This is a genomic window from Clostridia bacterium (genome assembly GCA_014360065.1).
Lineage (GTDB): Bacteria > Bacillota > DSM-521 > Neomoorellales > JACIYF01 > JACIYF01.
In genome coordinates, this window is the sequence record JACIYF010000001.1 from 1 (window position 1) to 15,459 (window position 15,459).

The following is a 15,459-nucleotide window of genomic DNA, read 5'->3' on the forward strand; positions in this document are numbered from 1 at the left end:
TGCTTCCTCAAGCGCCTTTCTGATCTGCCTGATCTTCCTCGCCACCTCTCCCGAATCCCCGAAGCGCCTTACCGCCTCCGGGTGGGGCAAAACAAAATCCGCCCGGTCTCCCAGAGCGGATTTGACGGTCTGGCCCAACGCCACTATGATTTGCGGGCTGGCTTTATTCAGCTCTTCTTCCAGCCAACTGCGCCATTCCTCGATTTCCCCTGCAGTCGGTTCGCGCACGCGACCTTGGTCATCGGTAAGATACACCGGCACGGCGTTGGTCAAGAAAACCTCCCGGCGGTCTAGCCCAAGAGGCTTAAGATAAAGCTCGTTCAAAGTCTCACCGGAGGGGCCTACGAACGGTTTGCCACGGGCCGCCTCGACCGGGCCGGGGGAAGCGCCAACAAAAGCAATCTTGGCTCCTTTCGGCCCGGCGCTCGGGATGATTTCCTGCGCCGCCTTCTGAAGCACCTGGCCGCGCTTGGCTACGTCAATGGCTTGGGCGGCAGTATACGGCTCCTTGCGGGTGGCATCTACATCCACCACGCGGGCACCGAGCCAGGCAAGCTCTTTCTTATCCTCATCTGGGATAAGCTCCAGGACCTCGCATGTGATGATGTCACCAATCTTGGCCCTGATGTTCGTGGAGAAGGTCTTGCCTAGGTCAATATACTCATTACCATCTACCTTGCGGGTATTGCGCCACTCCATGCCTACGCTCGGCAGGAGGCCGCCCCAGTAGTTGTAATCACCTGCCTTGGTACGCTGGACGTCAAGGACGATAACCTTAAGCTCAATCACGCGCTTAAGTTTGAACCATTCGTCAGTTGCCCCACCAGTCTCATATGTCCCCGCAACGGACTTCGCCACGAGGCCCTCCGAACGGTCCTGGGCGAACGCCCACCGGGCCGCAACCTTCGCCTGCTGGGCCGACTTGCACCACCGTAGCGGAGAGAGAACCAAGGGTATCTGGAGTTTGATCGATTCCAGTACCTCACGCCGCTCGCGGAACGCCTTGCCGCCCAAGTCCTCGCCCCAGTAGAGCACGTCAAACACGGTCAGGACGGGCTCCTCTCCCTCGGCGAACTCGGGTTTCTCCGCATTGAACTTCATCAGGTCGGGCCGGGCCACCCGCTTCCCGTCTCGAAGCATCCCGAGATCGCAGTCGAGGATGAAATCCTTGTCCAGTTTCTCCAGGGTTGCCTTGACGGCCGGGAACTTGTGGAGTTGGTCCTTGCCATATTGGCCCTCAAACCACAGCCGCAATTGGTTGCCTTTACGCTCAGCTATGCAGCGGAACCCGTTGTGCTTCGGTTCTATGGCAATGGGCCACCGATTCTTAGCCCATTCCAACAGCTCGTCTATCGTATAGGCCTCCGTATATCCCGCCATGCTTGGCTTTGGTGGCGTGAACTTCTCGAACGGCACCAGTACCGCTTTGCTCACCGTTTCCGGTTTGCGAAGGACACCGCGCACATAAACCAAATCTCCATTCTCGACCTCTTCCAACTTCTCAATCTCAAACTTGGGCCTGCCTTCTAGCAAATCATCCTGAGTCCAAAAAACGAAGCTGGATTTATTCCAGAAGCTTTTATGACCTGGGTGGTTGAAAGCTCCCTCGCCTTTTGTGCTCGGCACTTCGAAGACAAGCCTGCCGCCGGGCTTGAGCACCCGGTGGATTTCGGCCATTATCTTCTCCTTGTCGGCCAAGTGCTCCAGAACATGGTTCGCCCGGATCTCATCAGCGCTGTTATCAGGATATGGGATACCTTGCTCCAAGTCGTAGACAACATCCACCTGCGGGCCAGGCTCTTTATCGATGCCCACATATCCCTCTGGCTTGGCATCGCCGCAGCCGAGATCGAGCCGAAAAGCACGCAAAGCATCCGCCTTTTCCACATCTTTGAGCTGCCTTCCCGCACAAGGGACCCGCAATCCCGCCTTCCTCGCCTCCTCTTCGCTCCAGAGCACCTCCTGCCCCCGCTCCAGCCCCGCAAGCACATGATAAATCTCCCCGCCATGATCCAGGTGCTCGATGCGGTACTTGTTCCCCAGATGGTCCACCAGCACGCAGTGATGGGCCTCATCATCCGGTTCATGCATGTGGTGCAGTAGGTACTCCCAATCTTCCAGGGGATCGCCCGCTCCCTTCACCACCTGCCGCTTCAGCCCCTCGCGCCTCAGCACCAACGAATAGCAGGGTATGTAATCGGCATGGCTGCCCTGGGGCGAATCGATGAAATGCAGCCCGCCTTTCTTCTCCGGGTCCAGCACCTTCCGCACCGGGAGCCACACATTATCTGCCTGAATCAGGAAGTTCTCGCCGGACTCGTCCCTGTGCGCCCGGAATAGCACATCTATATCTCCGGGATTCTCCTTGCCGGTGGCTGCGGAGCCTACCACGCAGACGAAGTTCGGAACCACAACCACTTCTTGCGGGAGCTGGGCTAGCTTCGCCTCTAGGCTCTGAGCCTTCTTCACATCACGCAACTTCTTCGCTTCCTGCACCAGCTCGCTGCTTTCGTCGTAGTCAAAGCCACGGCGGTCGAACTCCTCCATAACCCACACGGCGGCGTTAACCACGGGTTCCACAGCGTCCCCGCGCTTCTTGGCGTTGGAGTACCACTGGTGCAGCCTGAGCCACGCCTGCCTTACCTCTTCATCCGGAGCTTCTTTCAGCTTATCCGGCCTCATCTCGGACAGAGCCATTTTCTCCAAGAATGACGGCTCCTCCGGCTCGCGCCAGCGGGCCTTGCCGCCGGCGACGGGCATAGTAGCACGGTGGAGGTCGCGCATCAGCCAATCAGGGAGATATTGCTTTGCTTTTTCGAGAAGGGTTTCGAGATACTCTTTGCTGGGCATTACAGTCTTCCCACCTCTACCAATCCATACGCGCACCTACAGCGAACATGAATTGGGGGATACATCTTCGGTCCGTAAGGTGTATCAAACGGTGCGTCAATTGGCTTCCGCTGACCATCAATCGACAAGCATTTAGGGCATAATCTGTCGTCTGGAGTTGTGATATACTCCTTCATAAAATTAGCTGGTAGCAAACCTTTGTCTTTCGCATCTAACCAGGCCAAGTGCTGGCCAGCATTGCTTGCGGTCAATGTTTCTGTACGAGCTATGGTCTCCGCCCTATCACGCAGCATCCTCTTTGCATAAGCCTCTGCCCGCCTATCGGCCTCGGTTCTGCTTACACCCGCCTCCAGCTGCCTGCGCCGGAAGTTCTCCACCGCTCGGCTTTGTTTTTCCGTCAACCCGATGTGCTGGATAATCTTTCTCGCCTGCTGATACGGATGCCCGCCCTCTTCAAACGCCTGCCGGATTATCGCCCGGATCGCCTGGCGGCTTTCCTCCGCAACCTGTGTGATTAACTCGCCCGTATGCCGGTTTATAAACTCGACCGCCCGGGGGTTGAGCAGGTCGAATCGCAGTTCCATTTCCAGCTTCTTACTCAACTCCCGGGCGGTGGCTTTTCCCGCTTCGTCCACGATTTCCCGGAAGACTTCTCTTACGGTCATAAGCCCTGCCCCGAATGCGCCCCAGTCGATCATGCTTTCCACCGAAGCCAGGTCGCCATTCTGCAGGGCTTCGGCCATCCTTGCCACCACTACTTTCTCCTGGGTAGCGGCTACGGCAAGCAGAAATGCTTTTTTGACCTGGTCTAATCTGCTGTCGGCTATCCGGTGCAGCAGCTTCCATTCGGGATCTTCGGGCTTCACGGCCTTGAGAATTGGCCGTTTCCGGTTGGGCGGTCTTGACCTGAACATCTACTCCTCCTCCACGCTCCCGCTCGGCAGGTTGGCCGCTTCGAGCAGGTATTTCTCAAGCTCTTTATTCGGGAATAAAGTTGCGCCCGCTCCAGCTAACTTCGATATGAAGTTGCCCAATTCCTCCAGGTCCACCGATTCCACGTCTCCGTGCCTGATCTCCGGGTAATTTTCGACCTTAAAATCATTCAGCTTAAAGAGTCGCGGTATAGCATGGGTATTAAGAACGTCCTCGATCTCGTCCAGAAAGGCTCCTAACGCCACGGCAAACAACTCGGTCTTGGAGCTTGCCAGCGCAAAGCTCCCTACCTTCTGAGTTCCCAGCATGATGAAGTCAGCCAGCACCGTCTGCGCAATCTGCGTATTGTACCGCTGGATGATGGCGCTGGTATCGAACTGTCGCCGACTACCCGTGGATAGCAAGGTAAAGTCGTAAAGCTTGTTGCCCTTTTCATCGTAGGCAAGAGGCATTACTATGCCTTCCTGCTGGTCGCGCCGGACCTTGGTTACCAAGTCTTTAAAAGCCTGGAGCGCCTGTCTCTCCTGGTCCGTGCCGGGTGAGGCTACGTTGGGGGGCACCCACACCACGGGTAAACCCGCCAGGTCGCGCTCGATGCCCATGCCTTCGATAATCTCGACGTTTTTCTTGAAGAACCAGGGCTTGTAGCAGTTCCTCAGCAAACTCCGCCCTTGCGGTGAGTTCTTGACCGACTCCGTTCGAAAGAGGAGTAGCTTTTCGATCGGAATTTCCTGTTGCCTATAGTCAGGTGGTGCTACCTGCCTGATGCCCTGGATTCCGCCTTCCTCATCGAACACCCATTCCCGTATCGTGTCCTGGCTGCGGATCGAAAACTTCCGCCAGCCGATTCTGCCATCATTGTACTTGCTGCGCTTCTTCGGGTCCTGACTATCACCCATACGGCGCTTGTACACGATCTCGAAAACCGAAAACCCATATATCAGCATGGATAGCACTTCGCCGATGAAGTCCTGCCATGAATGGCTGGTGTCGTAGATGCATTCTTCCAGGAACCTGGCCGCCTCCCTATCGGCATTGCCGGTCCCGGCCGCCTCTACCCTCCAGGTAACCTGCCGGCAGAGCATCTTTATCGCGAAGAGGATGGCACCGATTACCGGGTCGTTGTCCGACATCTCCCGGTAGACTTTTATAGCCTTAATCCCCTGGAGATCCGGCAGCCACTCCTCGTAGATATTGCCGCCCCAGCGAGATAGGCCGGTGCTGCCTAGCTCAAGAAAAACGTTTGTCTCCGCCAAACTTATCGCCTCCAGCGGCTTATGCCGTCAATACCGATTGGGGTAAGGACTGCAGCTAGAGATCGAGAATTAAACCGATTCAGCGCCTGCGTCATAGCATCAACCTGGTCATCGTTTGCCCCGTTAGGGAACGCCGCGCACTCTTCGACGAAGTCGTGCACCCATGGCGCAATACTCGGATCGGGTAAATACACATTACCGGCCTCGATATCGGGCGAGACGGCCGCTGCTCGGGCCTCCTTGCTGCCCTGCGGCTCGACCGCGATAAGGCCTGGTATCTCCCGCTTTAGTGTGGCAATTACTGCAGGGCCGTTAGCCTTGTCTTCTACCAGCTTTGCGCGTGCCTGCGGCCACCTAGCCGATAGCTGCCTAACTGCCTGTAGCGTGGCCGGGAAGTCCATCCGGTCGCGCACCTGGTCCAGCAGGTACTTATCGGCTCTTTTCCGGCCCCAGACCTGGCCCACTACATAGCTCCCGCTTGTGGTCTCTTTGAAGCTCATGTCCCAGGACTGGATAACCTCATCAAACCGTTCCGGCAGTTGGCGGTAGTACCGCCACCAGGAACGCTTCAGAATACCGCCCTCCATTGGCGAAGGCCGCTGCTGGTATAGGGCGTTCCACCAGTAAGAGCCTAGGCGAATCTTAGTTGCCTCCAGCGTTTCCTTCGTAAACAGTTCTGGGCAAAGCGGCTCCCCCGGCTGTCGGCCAAGCATGTCGTTTTCTTCAGCCAAAGCAGGTAGGTTTACTACTTCCCACCTGTCCCCGCCCTCTTCTTGGGCTCTTAATAGACGCCCCGCTAGGTCATCTTCATGCCACCGGGTCATGACCAGGATAATTGCTCCTTCTTCCTGGATGCGGGTCGAAAACGTTGCCCGATACCAATCCCAGGTCGCATCGCGGTAGGTCTGACTCATGGCTTCCTGATCGTTCTTAACCGGGTCGTCTATAATTGCCACGTTGGCGCCCTTACCCGTGATAGGCCCTCGCACGCCCGCCGTGACCATCCCGCCTTCGTGCTCGGCTATGTCCCACCTAGCTGCAGCTGCCGAGTCGTCCGAGACTTTAACGCCAAATAAAGAAGGCCCGAATTCTTCAAGAAGGTTCCGGGCCTTTCTTCCCCAGGTAGCTGCAAAATCGGCTTCGTAGCTGGCCAGGATTATACGCTTGTCTGGAAATGTCCCTAGGTACCAGGCCGGGAAGTACCGGCTGGTCAGCTCACTCTTGCCGTGTCTTGGCGGCATGAACACCATAAGGCGTCTAATGCGGCCAGCCGCCACATCTACCAGTTTACGGTTTAGTAAAAGCAAGTGCTCAAACGGTGTCCACCGACCCTCGCTCACCGTGTAGGCGAAGTGCGCCGGTGTCACGGCCCGCAGCGCGGCGTAGGAGCGTTTCGGCAAGGTCGAGGGCTTCCGGATCGGCAATGATGCGCTGGGTGATGTCGTACTCATACCTGCTCGTCACCTCCGGCCTCGCTGTGGGCTTGCCGGAAAGAAGCTGCGCGTCCAAAATGCCGTAGTGCATAGCACCCACAACCGCCCGGAGCCAGGCAGCACTGTCACGGTCTTTGGCCTTTGGGCTGGCCATGAATTGGCGAGTCTCCCTAACCCCATTCTCGGCTAAAGCGTAGAGCTCATCGGCTAAGGCCTTAAGACGGTCAACGATATAATCTTTGACTTCGGCTACCGCAGCCTGAGTAGCCTGTTCGGCCAAAGCCTCCAGCTTTTTGGGCGTTCTGTTCCGTTCTGGCTGTTCCGTTCCACTAGCCTTGTTCCGTTCCGATAGCCAGCGCCCGATAGTAGCCAAAGGGATACCTGTAGCTTTGACAGCCTCACGAACAGAAGTTTGTTGAGCCAAGGCAACAGCTCTCAGTTTTTCCTCCTCTGACCATTTACTCCTAGCCACAGGTATCACCCCCAAACGAAAAAGCCGCCCCCCTCCCGGACGGCTCCCTGGTAGCATTATATATCAGCTATCTTCTTATGTTGTCGCAAAAAAGTCGCAGTTTCTTTGAACTGTGCATCAGACCAAGGCTTCTCTTTTGGAACAAATTCTTTCAACCGAATACTTGATAATTACAGATGGGGAAACATCTGTTTCGCCTTTTTTTAAATCCTTTTGCCATTGACTTTTAAACCTGTCCCAAGCATGCACAGCATTTTTAGCTTTTACTACAACTTTACCTGCCCAAACATTCTTACCTTCTTTACAGAGATACTCAATCAAATAAAAATCCATTTTACAATCTCTCCTTTCAAATTCACATTCTAAACATACTGTTCAATACCACCCCAGCCGCTCCGCTATACCATACACAAACCCGCTCCGGTAGCGGTGGAAGGTTGCCCGATCCATTGCCGCTATCCCTGCCATCTGGTCGGCGGTCAAGTCGAAGCGGTTTCGGCCCTCCATCTGCACCTTAATCTCCGGTGGTGGCTCCCAATCTATTGCAAGCCCATACTTTATCCAAATTACTTTACGGCCTTCCTCTCTTGCCCTGGCATAGGTATCAGCTATAGCCCTTGTAATTCTTTCCATCTCACGCAAAAGTAGACTATCCGCCAATCTCGTACCTCGACGCTCCACCTTGCTTTCCGGGTACAAATCCTGCCCCACGGCAACCGCAACCGGAGACTCGCCGCTTAAGATAATCTCCCGCCGCAGTTCCTCTATCTGCCGCAAGGTGTCATAGTAGGCATATATTTCCGCCTCGATATGCCTGTAAGTTGCTCGTTTAAGCTTCATTTTGCCACCCCCACCGGCTGTGTTATAATCTAGGTGTCAAAGCCCTTTTAACCCCGGCAGGGGTTGTTTTTTATGTAGCTGCCTCACCAGCCAGAAGTCCCCCGGTACCAGGCTTAGGTCTCTCGCGCATAAGTTGCTCCCACTGCCTAAAACTTAGGCTAAGCGTAAGCACAGGCTGTGGCCCCAGGCTGGAGCGCAAGCCAGCCCAGGACCATAAGAACGCCGCAACGCTTGGTTGGAAGTATTCAATATACTCACCGACAGAAATCAGGCCGAACATTCTTCCCGTTTCCTCTCCACCGTTACCACGCTCCAGTACCCATCGAGCTCCGGCACACAGACTGCCACCAATCCATCGCCCAGTGACACCTCAATTGCCATATCGCGAACCTCGGCGCCGCTCGGCAGCATCCCTAGAAGGTGCCGCCTCACCCGGGCCGCGGTAAGCTCGCCAGCGCCGCCGCGCTCCCTCCAGCGCTGGCGCGCATGGCTAGTAATCATCACCGTCGTAGAACGCCTGCGCCTCGGCATATCGCTCATCCTCCGCCTCCGCCGGTAACCATGGAATTGCTTCTGGGAGTTCGCTCAAGACTATTTCTGCCCGCTCATCTTTACGGTTGGCCGCCGGGTATATACCGGTCCCGCCGCCGTAAGCCACAATCTGCCTGTCATTTGGGATAACCCCAGCGTACTGTAGGCCATCCTCCACAGCTTTGAGGTAATTACTGAGGTCCCCGCGGCGCTGTCCGCAAAGGTAAAACCTTGCGGTTAGACACACCGGCCCGCTCAGCACCGGAACCCCCGCCGCCTTAGCGGCCCAGGCTACGGCTTCCTGGTAGGCCAGGCTCCTTCTGGCGCGGCTTGTCCACTTCCCCCGCTGAGTCATTCTTGCCGCCGGGACAGGGCGGCCGGGAACCACAAAGCTAACCATCTCGGTGCGCTCCTTTCTGACGGAGCCGTCCAACCCAGGCCTGAAGGTGCTCATCCCAGGTCGCCTCGTACCGGACAGCCAGGGTAAGCCCCCGGCGCTCAAGGGCGTGCACCAGCGCCGCGCAGGCGAAAACCTTGGCCATCTTGCTGTCCTGCCCCTGTTTCACCGGAGCCGGGCGGCAGGGTATGCCGTCATCCTCACGCCTGAGAGTAAGGATGGAGCCATCAGGGCTGAGGTAGCACGCAATCCTGTCCCCGGGTTTAAAGCTCGCACCAACCAGCCCGCCCATGTATACCTGATGTCGCTTGGTAACCGAGATAAACGCATCTTTGAGCCGTACTCCGCTGTGACCGCTCGCAAACCGCTCGCACAATGATAGGTCAATGGTAGTGTGCACCTCCCCCGCCGGCTCAGGCCGGATTCTTTCCTCCTTCTTTGCCGGCCCAGGCTCGCGCAGGGTAATGATGTCGCTGGACCTACTTCCGCCAATCACTTCGGCTAGTCTTGCCATCGTATCTACCTCCCTTCATCTCAGCCTCACGGGCAGCACCAGATACAGGCATGCAACTTCTTTTTCTTGTCGAGGTCTGATAATTGCCGGGCCTGTTGGGCCGTTAAATTCAATGACTACTTCTTCTGCGCCAACTGCCTGTAGCCCGTCCAGCAGGTAACGAGCGTTAAAGGCGATTTCCAGCTCCTCGCCTTCAATCTTGGCTGGAAGCTCTTCGTGCATTTCGCCTCTCTCCTGCCAGGCACTTTCGACAGACACGGATTGGCCGGACAGCTTCAGCCGCAGCACAGGCGTCTTGGTTTTGTCGTCCGGCCTGCCTATTACTAGAGCTCGCTGGACGCTGGCAGCAAGCTCACCAGCGTCGATCTCTATCCTGGTCTGCCACTTTTTCGGAATAACCTGCTGGTAAGCAGGAAATCTTCCCTCCAGCAGCCGCAATTCAGTCTCAAAATCTTTTGTTGATAGGGTACATGCGTTCTCAGCTATCCCGAAAAGAAATTGTTCCCTGCTTAAAAGCCGGATCATGTCCAGCAGGTTTTTACCGGGAACCAAAATGCTCCAGGGTTCAAGCGGGGTGTCCAAGACTTTGCCCCAGGCATAGGCCAGCCGATGGGTATCGGTAGAAACCACATGCAGAGTACCTTCTGCGTCCGCCTCAATAAAGATTCCGTTAAATACCCTACCGGTATCGTCTCTGGCTACAGCTGCGCCGCCCTTCTGCACTGCCGACCTAAAGAAATCGACAGGCAGTGAAAAGCCGTTGCTTGTTACTGCTGGGAATCCCGGAAAGTCTTCCACGGGGTAACCATTGATTTTCCAGCGCGAGTCTCCCCGGCTCAGAAGCACCGACCGAGGAGCATCGGGGTCGCTCTGTATAAAGAGCGGCCCGGGAGGCAGAAAACGTGCCAGATCGGCCAGATCTCGGGCGGGAAGAGCTATCTCCCCCTCTTCCTCCACCTCGGCAGTAATGCTAAGCCGGACGGAAAGCTCCAAATTGGTCGTGGTTAAAGCAAGCGTACTTTCCCAGGCCCTAAGCAACACTGCTCCCAGGATTGGTAAAGTGCTGGTGGGAGAAGAAGCCTTCAGGGTTATCTGCAATGCCTTATGGAGATCTTCCTGGTTAACACGAAGCCGCATTGTCTCCAGTCACTCCCCTTGCTCTCAATTCCAACTTCCTTATCCGCTTCACACTCTCGGCCATGTACTCTCTCCTTCTCTGCTCAATGGCCTCATGGCATTCCTTACAAACTCTCCGTCCGGGCATGGCCTGTCCGCCGCAGATGGTGCAGTCAGGCATACTCATTCCTCATGCCATCGTGCATTTTCTTGATCCATAACTCCTCAACCGGACACGGCACGCAATCAGGAAACTCCCGGCACACTAGGTCTTTCAACAGCACGTGCGCCGCATCTACATGCTCTCTAACTCGTTCCAACGCGACTTTTACCGGAATGGACATGACTCCTCGCCTTCTTTCTTCTCTGCCTCCAGCTGGCCCATTATCTTGCTAAAAAGGTGCTTAGCCAGCCACAGGCAGTAACAGCCGGTCACGTTTTCGCTGTTCCTGGACTGCCAGATAGCACAGTTGTCGCAGTGACCGTCAAACCGGTTGCATACATTGGTGTTCAATAGCTCCAGCGCATCATCGACCAGCCCCTTAACCCGCCTGATAACGTCCATTTCGGGTGTAATAACCACGGGGATCACCTCCCTCCATGCTTGCTCATGTACCTGCCCACCGGCACCAGCTCGCCCTTCTCCCGCCAGATGATCGTCCGCATGAGCAGGTCGTGCTCTTCCAGCGCCTTCTCCCAGCACTCGCGGCAACGGCCCGTTATGCCTATGTCCTTTGCCGCGAAAACATTTCCGCAACTTACACAGCGGAGCGGCCCTTCTATCATTGACATGGTTACTCGCCTCCTTTGACTTCAGGGCGGGCCGGATTCGAACCGGCTGTGGCGGTCACCCCGATATTTACCTCGGGGTCAGGGTGTCGCCGCCCCGACGGCAGTTTTCGCTGTTTTACGGAGGTGGCAGACGCGGTATCCTAGCGGTGTGCACCCCTGCCTATTCGTTCACCTGCTGCCATTTGCCATACCAGCCCCCCGGCGTGTTCCCACCACGCCGCCGCCCTGAAAACTTTACTCCAGCGGGCACAGACACATTTTTTCCTCGATCATGCGCTCGATGGCGTCTATGATGTTTTCCACCTGCTGACGCTCGCCGTCATGCCACGCCCGCTTCAGCCCAGCTTCCTTCCACAGCGTCTTGATGTAGTAGACTAACAGGTGCTTGGCCTCCTCTCTGGCCAGCTCGTAGCGTTCAGACATTTTGCTCATTTCCCCCTCGCAAATGACTCAATTCATAGAACGTTACCTGTACGTCTGCAACCATAATCGCCCTACCTATAACCTCCACCACCCACGGTACTACGGCATCACCCAAAGCCATCAGCCGTTGCCTCCTGTACGGGCCGCCCGACGCGAGCCTCGGCGGTTCCCAGCCGTACTGCTCGCACCCGAGGGGAGCGGGCCATCTATGGCCGTCCAGCCAGGGGGAAAGCCTTGTAAAATCTCTACCCACTCTGGATTGAGCGTACCCGTAGAGTGTTCCTTTGATCGGTGGCAGACCACTTCCGGTAAGTCCAGCGACAGGTTGGTTCTTTTCCTCTTCTCCAGCCTGGCGGTTATCTTCTCCGGATCCGTCCCGCCGCTCCGGTAGTCCCTCGCCTTGGGAGTGGGCCACATCTTTACCACCGTCTGTAAGTCCGGCCCGCCCGCCCCGTGCAGCCCCGGCCCGTTGGCGTTCTGAGCCTTGGGAGTGGGCCACATTTTGCCAGGATTGTGCCTCACCTGATCCGTCAGCGTTACCGCACTCTTGCCCGTCTTCAGGCACTCTTCGTAGAACTCCCTGCTCTTCGGCCCCTGGTTGGCGTTCCACGCCTGGGGAGTACGCCACAATCCATACCCTTGGCCGGACGTGCGGGGCACCGACGGCACAAGCCGGAATAACAAACGTCCCTGTTTCGTAACCTTCGTTTTCCAAGTCAGAAAGCACAGTGTCGAGTGCCAGATTGACGATGTTAGCAACGTTTTCGCCAAGCACCCAACGGGGCCTGAGGGCCTTGATGATTCTAAGCATTTCCGGCCAGAGGTAACGGTCATCCGCCTTGCCTCTTCGCTTCCCGGCAATGGAGAACGGTTGGCAGGGAAATCCCCCGCAAATAAGGTCAACTGACTCCAGTTCTGCTGGATCGATTGTTCTGATGTCGCCATACCGCTTCACCCCCGGCCAGTGCTTGGCAAGGACGGCCTGCCTGAACGGGTCGTTTTCCACCTGCCATGCAATCTGCATTCCGGCCCGTTCCAGACCCAAATCCATCCCCCCGATTCCGCTGAACAGGCTACCTACCCGCATAGATCCTCACCCTTACCCGCTTCCTACCCCACTCAAGCGCCTCCGCCCGGCTGGGCATGAACACATCTATCCTCCTGCCCCTAATCAGCCTCCCGGTATCGAGCGCCGTCCCCCACCCGTAGCCTTCTACCCACAAGCGCGTCCCCAGCGGTATCACCTTGGGATCCACCGCCACCGTGCCCACCTCGGGCCACGTCCCGGTGGCCGTGCGATTCCCGGTATGGGTGTAGGCGGTTGCCCACATGACAAGCTCCCGGTACTCCGGGGCCTCCCGCCTCGCCTGGTTGAACCGTTTACCCTGATAGACCAGGGCGCCTCTCGTATCGTCGGTAACCCGCCAGCAGCTACTGGCCAACGGTTATCGCCTCCTATCTGTCTGCTGATCACTCTCCTGTCCCGCCTCTCTCCGAGCCAGCCCGGGTTGTCCCTGCCGGCCCGGTAGCAGTGCTCGCAGATCGGCCAGGCCACCTCGGGGTTTTGGTCGCTCCAGCAGTACCAGAACTCCACCATATACACCGCCTTGTCCTCGCAGAAATGGCACCTCATGCCGTCTCATCCTCTCTCGCCAGGTCCCGGAACTTGGCCAGGTGCTTCTCAAACTGCAACTCCACCTCGAATGTCGGGCCGTTTCGGTGCTTCGCGACCGAAAGGCAGGCGATCCCCGGCCTATCCGTTGGGTCGTAGAACTCGGGGCGCCACAGGAGCCAAACTTGATCGGCATCCTGCTCGATGTTTCCGCTTCCGCGCAGGTCGGCAAGCTGAGGGCGCTTGTCCTGCCTGCTCTCCGGCATGCGGTTCAACTGGCTTAGTAAGAGCACCGGGATCCCGAGGCTTTTAGCCAAGTCTTTGAGCGACCTAGTTACCTGGCCGATCAGGTCGTTTGTAGACATCCCCGGCCTACGCGGCTCGTTGATGAACTGCAGGTAGTCGATTGCCAAAAACTCAATCCCGTACACCTTTTTTGCCAGCCTGGCCCTCCCGGCTATCTCTGCCGTTGAAAGTCCGCTGGAGTCATCGATGTAGAGCGGAACCTGTAGCTTTCTGGGCAGCTCAAATCCAAGCTGCCAATCTTCCGGCTGTAGAAGCCGAAGGCGCAGGCGCTGCTGGTTGATTCCTAGCTCCAGCCCGGCCAGCCTGTCCATGAGCTGGTTTGTAGACATTTCGAGCGACATGAACAGGCACCGCTTGCCGGCTCTGGCGGCGTGCAGGCATATTTGGAATGCCAGGGCGGTTTTGCCCATGGAAGGCCTAGCCGCTAGAACCACCAGGTCGCCCGGGGCCATGCCGCCAAGCCTGTCGTCAAGATCCGCAAAGCCAGTGGTGATCATGCCGGCCAGCGGCTCCTCCCTGGTCTCGTGGAGGTACTGCCAGCGTGCCTTAAAGCTCTGCGCTATGTCAGCCGGGCCGCGCCTGTCGCGAGCAAGCCCGAGGCTGAATATCTCTTCTTGAGCCAAGCCGATAACCTGCTCCAAGTCTGCATCACTGTCGTAAGCCGCCTGGGCTATTTTAGTCGCCGCCTCGATAGCCCTGCGGCGTATGCTGGCACGTCGGACCTGCTGGATGTACTCCGCCACGTGTCCCAGAACCGGAATGTCATCCGCAAGGCCGACAATATAGCTGGCGTTGCCTGCCGCGCCGAGCTTCTTGGCCTCGGTCAGGCTGTCGATGACGGAGAGCGCGTCCACCGGGCGATCCTCAAGGAGCAGGCCGGTTATGCTGTCAAAGATCAGCCGGTGCTTCGGGTCGTAAAAATCTGCCGTATCAAGCTCTACGGCCATCCGGAGGGCCGCGTCCTGGCTCAGGAGAGCTGCGCCCAGGACGGCTCTTTCGGCCTCAAGGCTATGGGGTGGCACGCGCGCCATTGCCTGCAATCTCCTTTCTGCGCCGACGGTGTTCCGCTACAATCGCCTCAAGCTCCGGGTCTGTCTTTAGGGTGGATGACGCCGGCGCGTCCCTTGATCTGGCCGCCTGGCGGCGTTCTTCGTATTCGCATACCTGTTGGAGAGTGAAAAGCCGCTGTTTCCGCCAGCTGTCTAGGATTCCGGCCACATAGCGCAGGTTGAACCTGCTTGCCGTTACCGCTCTCCTGAGCGCTTCGCGGGTAAGTTCAGGGCCGTGGACGGCCTCCAACGAGGCTATTTCTTCAGTCTCCATTGGCGACAACAGGCGGCCGAATTCCTCCTCGAAGGTTCTTAACAAGTCAGGACTTGGCGGCGGCTGCGGCGGCGGGATCTCTTCTCCCGTTACGCTGGTGCTTATAGATCCCGCCGCCGCCGATTCTGTAACGTTTGGGTTTAAGATCTCAGTTTGCGAATCCGAAGGTGAAGGTGAAGGTGAAGGTGAAGGTGAAGGTACGGAATCCTCGGGATTCCTCGGGAGTCCTGCGGGTTCCTCGGGATTCCTCGGGTTTCCTAAGGAATCCTCGGGAATTTCATCGGGGGGAGCAGGGCACTTTGGCTTGCAGCGAAAGAGCTTACCCTTATTAATATACGTCTGATATCCTAACCACTTCTGCAGCGATGGTATGCACCAGTAAGGCTTTCCTTCAACCTCGTAGATCTTAATCAATCCGGCCTCATGGTACATATACAGCACCTGCTCTATATAATCCGGCCCAAACGGATACGCGGGGAACACGGCCAGCTTTATCTCGGTCGGCGCGAACTTGGCCCGTCCCCAGTCGTCAAGCGCCGTGAGGAACCACGGCCACAGAGCAGCCGCTAAAGGATCTTTCGCCGCTATCTTTGCAAGTTGCTCATCGGTGCTTATATCGCTTGTAATAAATCGCTTGCGTGCCAAGTGCCCGCGACCCCCT

At 57.1% G+C, this 15,459-nt stretch carries 18 protein-coding genes; all 18 read right to left on the reverse strand.

Annotated elements, in window-relative coordinates; translation table 11 throughout:
• Positions 1–2,850 (reverse strand): methyltransferase domain-containing protein (locus tag H5U02_00005; GenBank protein MBC7340834.1); only part of this gene is annotated, 2,850 nt, incomplete at its 3' end.
• Positions 2,850–3,764 (reverse strand): hypothetical protein, encoded by a 915-nt coding sequence (locus H5U02_00010; protein MBC7340835.1) that lies wholly within the window; start codon positions 3,762–3,764, stop codon positions 2,850–2,852. The genes H5U02_00010 and H5U02_00005, both read right to left, overlap by 1 nt.
• The gene (locus tag H5U02_00015) at positions 3,765–5,039 is read right to left on the reverse strand and encodes a hypothetical protein (protein ID MBC7340836.1); all 1,275 of its coding nucleotides are present in this window, start codon (positions 5,037–5,039) and stop codon (positions 3,765–3,767) included.
• 2 nt (positions 5,040–5,041) lie between these two features.
• Positions 5,042–6,490, reverse strand: a complete 1,449-nt coding sequence (gene terL, locus H5U02_00020; protein ID MBC7340837.1) for a phage terminase large subunit — start codon at positions 6,488–6,490, stop codon at positions 5,042–5,044.
• A gap of 571 nt (positions 6,491–7,061) precedes the next feature.
• Complete coding sequence (locus H5U02_00025) at positions 7,062–7,277, reverse strand: hypothetical protein (GenBank protein MBC7340838.1); 216 nt, start codon at positions 7,275–7,277, stop codon at positions 7,062–7,064.
• A gap of 42 nt (positions 7,278–7,319) precedes the next feature.
• Positions 7,320–7,784 (reverse strand): hypothetical protein, encoded by a 465-nt coding sequence (locus H5U02_00030; GenBank protein MBC7340839.1) that lies wholly within the window; start codon positions 7,782–7,784, stop codon positions 7,320–7,322.
• Between the two features lie 267 nt (positions 7,785–8,051).
• Positions 8,052–8,315 carry a hypothetical protein gene (locus H5U02_00035; GenBank protein MBC7340840.1) on the reverse strand — a complete coding sequence of 88 codons (264 nt, stop codon included), beginning with the start codon at positions 8,313–8,315 and terminating at the stop codon, positions 8,052–8,054.
• Positions 8,275–8,715, reverse strand: a complete 441-nt coding sequence (locus tag H5U02_00040) for a RusA family crossover junction endodeoxyribonuclease (GenBank protein MBC7340841.1) — start codon at positions 8,713–8,715, stop codon at positions 8,275–8,277. The genes H5U02_00035 and H5U02_00040 overlap by 41 nt, the downstream gene beginning before the upstream one ends.
• Positions 8,708–9,226 carry a hypothetical protein gene (locus H5U02_00045; GenBank protein MBC7340842.1) on the reverse strand — a complete coding sequence of 173 codons (519 nt, stop codon included), beginning with the start codon at positions 9,224–9,226 and terminating at the stop codon, positions 8,708–8,710. The genes H5U02_00040 and H5U02_00045 overlap by 8 nt, the downstream gene beginning before the upstream one ends.
• Before the next feature lie 15 nt (positions 9,227–9,241).
• Positions 9,242–10,363: a DNA polymerase III subunit beta gene (dnaN, locus tag H5U02_00050; GenBank protein MBC7340843.1), complete on the reverse strand. Its 1,122-nt coding sequence runs from the start codon at positions 10,361–10,363 to the stop codon at positions 9,242–9,244.
• Between the two features lie 152 nt (positions 10,364–10,515).
• A complete protein-coding gene (locus H5U02_00055) occupies positions 10,516–10,686 on the reverse strand; it encodes a hypothetical protein (GenBank protein ID MBC7340844.1) in 171 nt (56 codons plus the stop codon).
• Positions 10,671–10,925, reverse strand: a complete 255-nt coding sequence (locus H5U02_00060) for a hypothetical protein (GenBank protein MBC7340845.1) — start codon at positions 10,923–10,925, stop codon at positions 10,671–10,673. Before H5U02_00060 ends, H5U02_00055 begins: the two co-directional genes overlap by 16 nt.
• A gap of 5 nt (positions 10,926–10,930) precedes the next feature.
• On the reverse strand, positions 10,931–11,134 hold the full coding sequence (locus H5U02_00065) for a hypothetical protein (GenBank protein ID MBC7340846.1): 204 nt from the start codon (positions 11,132–11,134) through the stop codon (positions 10,931–10,933).
• Between the two features lie 234 nt (positions 11,135–11,368).
• Positions 11,369–11,557 (reverse strand): hypothetical protein, encoded by a 189-nt coding sequence (locus tag H5U02_00070; protein MBC7340847.1) that lies wholly within the window; start codon positions 11,555–11,557, stop codon positions 11,369–11,371.
• The gene (gene dcm, locus H5U02_00075) at positions 11,550–12,644 is read right to left on the reverse strand and encodes a DNA (cytosine-5-)-methyltransferase (GenBank protein MBC7340848.1); all 1,095 of its coding nucleotides are present in this window, start codon (positions 12,642–12,644) and stop codon (positions 11,550–11,552) included. Before dcm ends, H5U02_00070 begins: the two co-directional genes overlap by 8 nt.
• Entirely contained in the window at positions 12,631–12,888 is a 258-nt protein-coding gene (locus H5U02_00080) for a 3D domain-containing protein (GenBank protein ID MBC7340849.1), read from the reverse strand. Before H5U02_00080 ends, dcm begins: the two co-directional genes overlap by 14 nt.
• A gap of 298 nt (positions 12,889–13,186) precedes the next feature.
• Positions 13,187–14,506 carry a replicative DNA helicase gene (locus H5U02_00085; protein MBC7340850.1) on the reverse strand — a complete coding sequence of 440 codons (1,320 nt, stop codon included), beginning with the start codon at positions 14,504–14,506 and terminating at the stop codon, positions 13,187–13,189.
• Complete coding sequence (locus H5U02_00090; GenBank protein ID MBC7340851.1) at positions 14,484–15,443, reverse strand: DnaD domain protein; 960 nt, start codon at positions 15,441–15,443, stop codon at positions 14,484–14,486. The genes H5U02_00085 and H5U02_00090 overlap by 23 nt, the downstream gene beginning before the upstream one ends.
• Between the last annotated feature and the right edge of the window lie 16 nt (positions 15,444–15,459).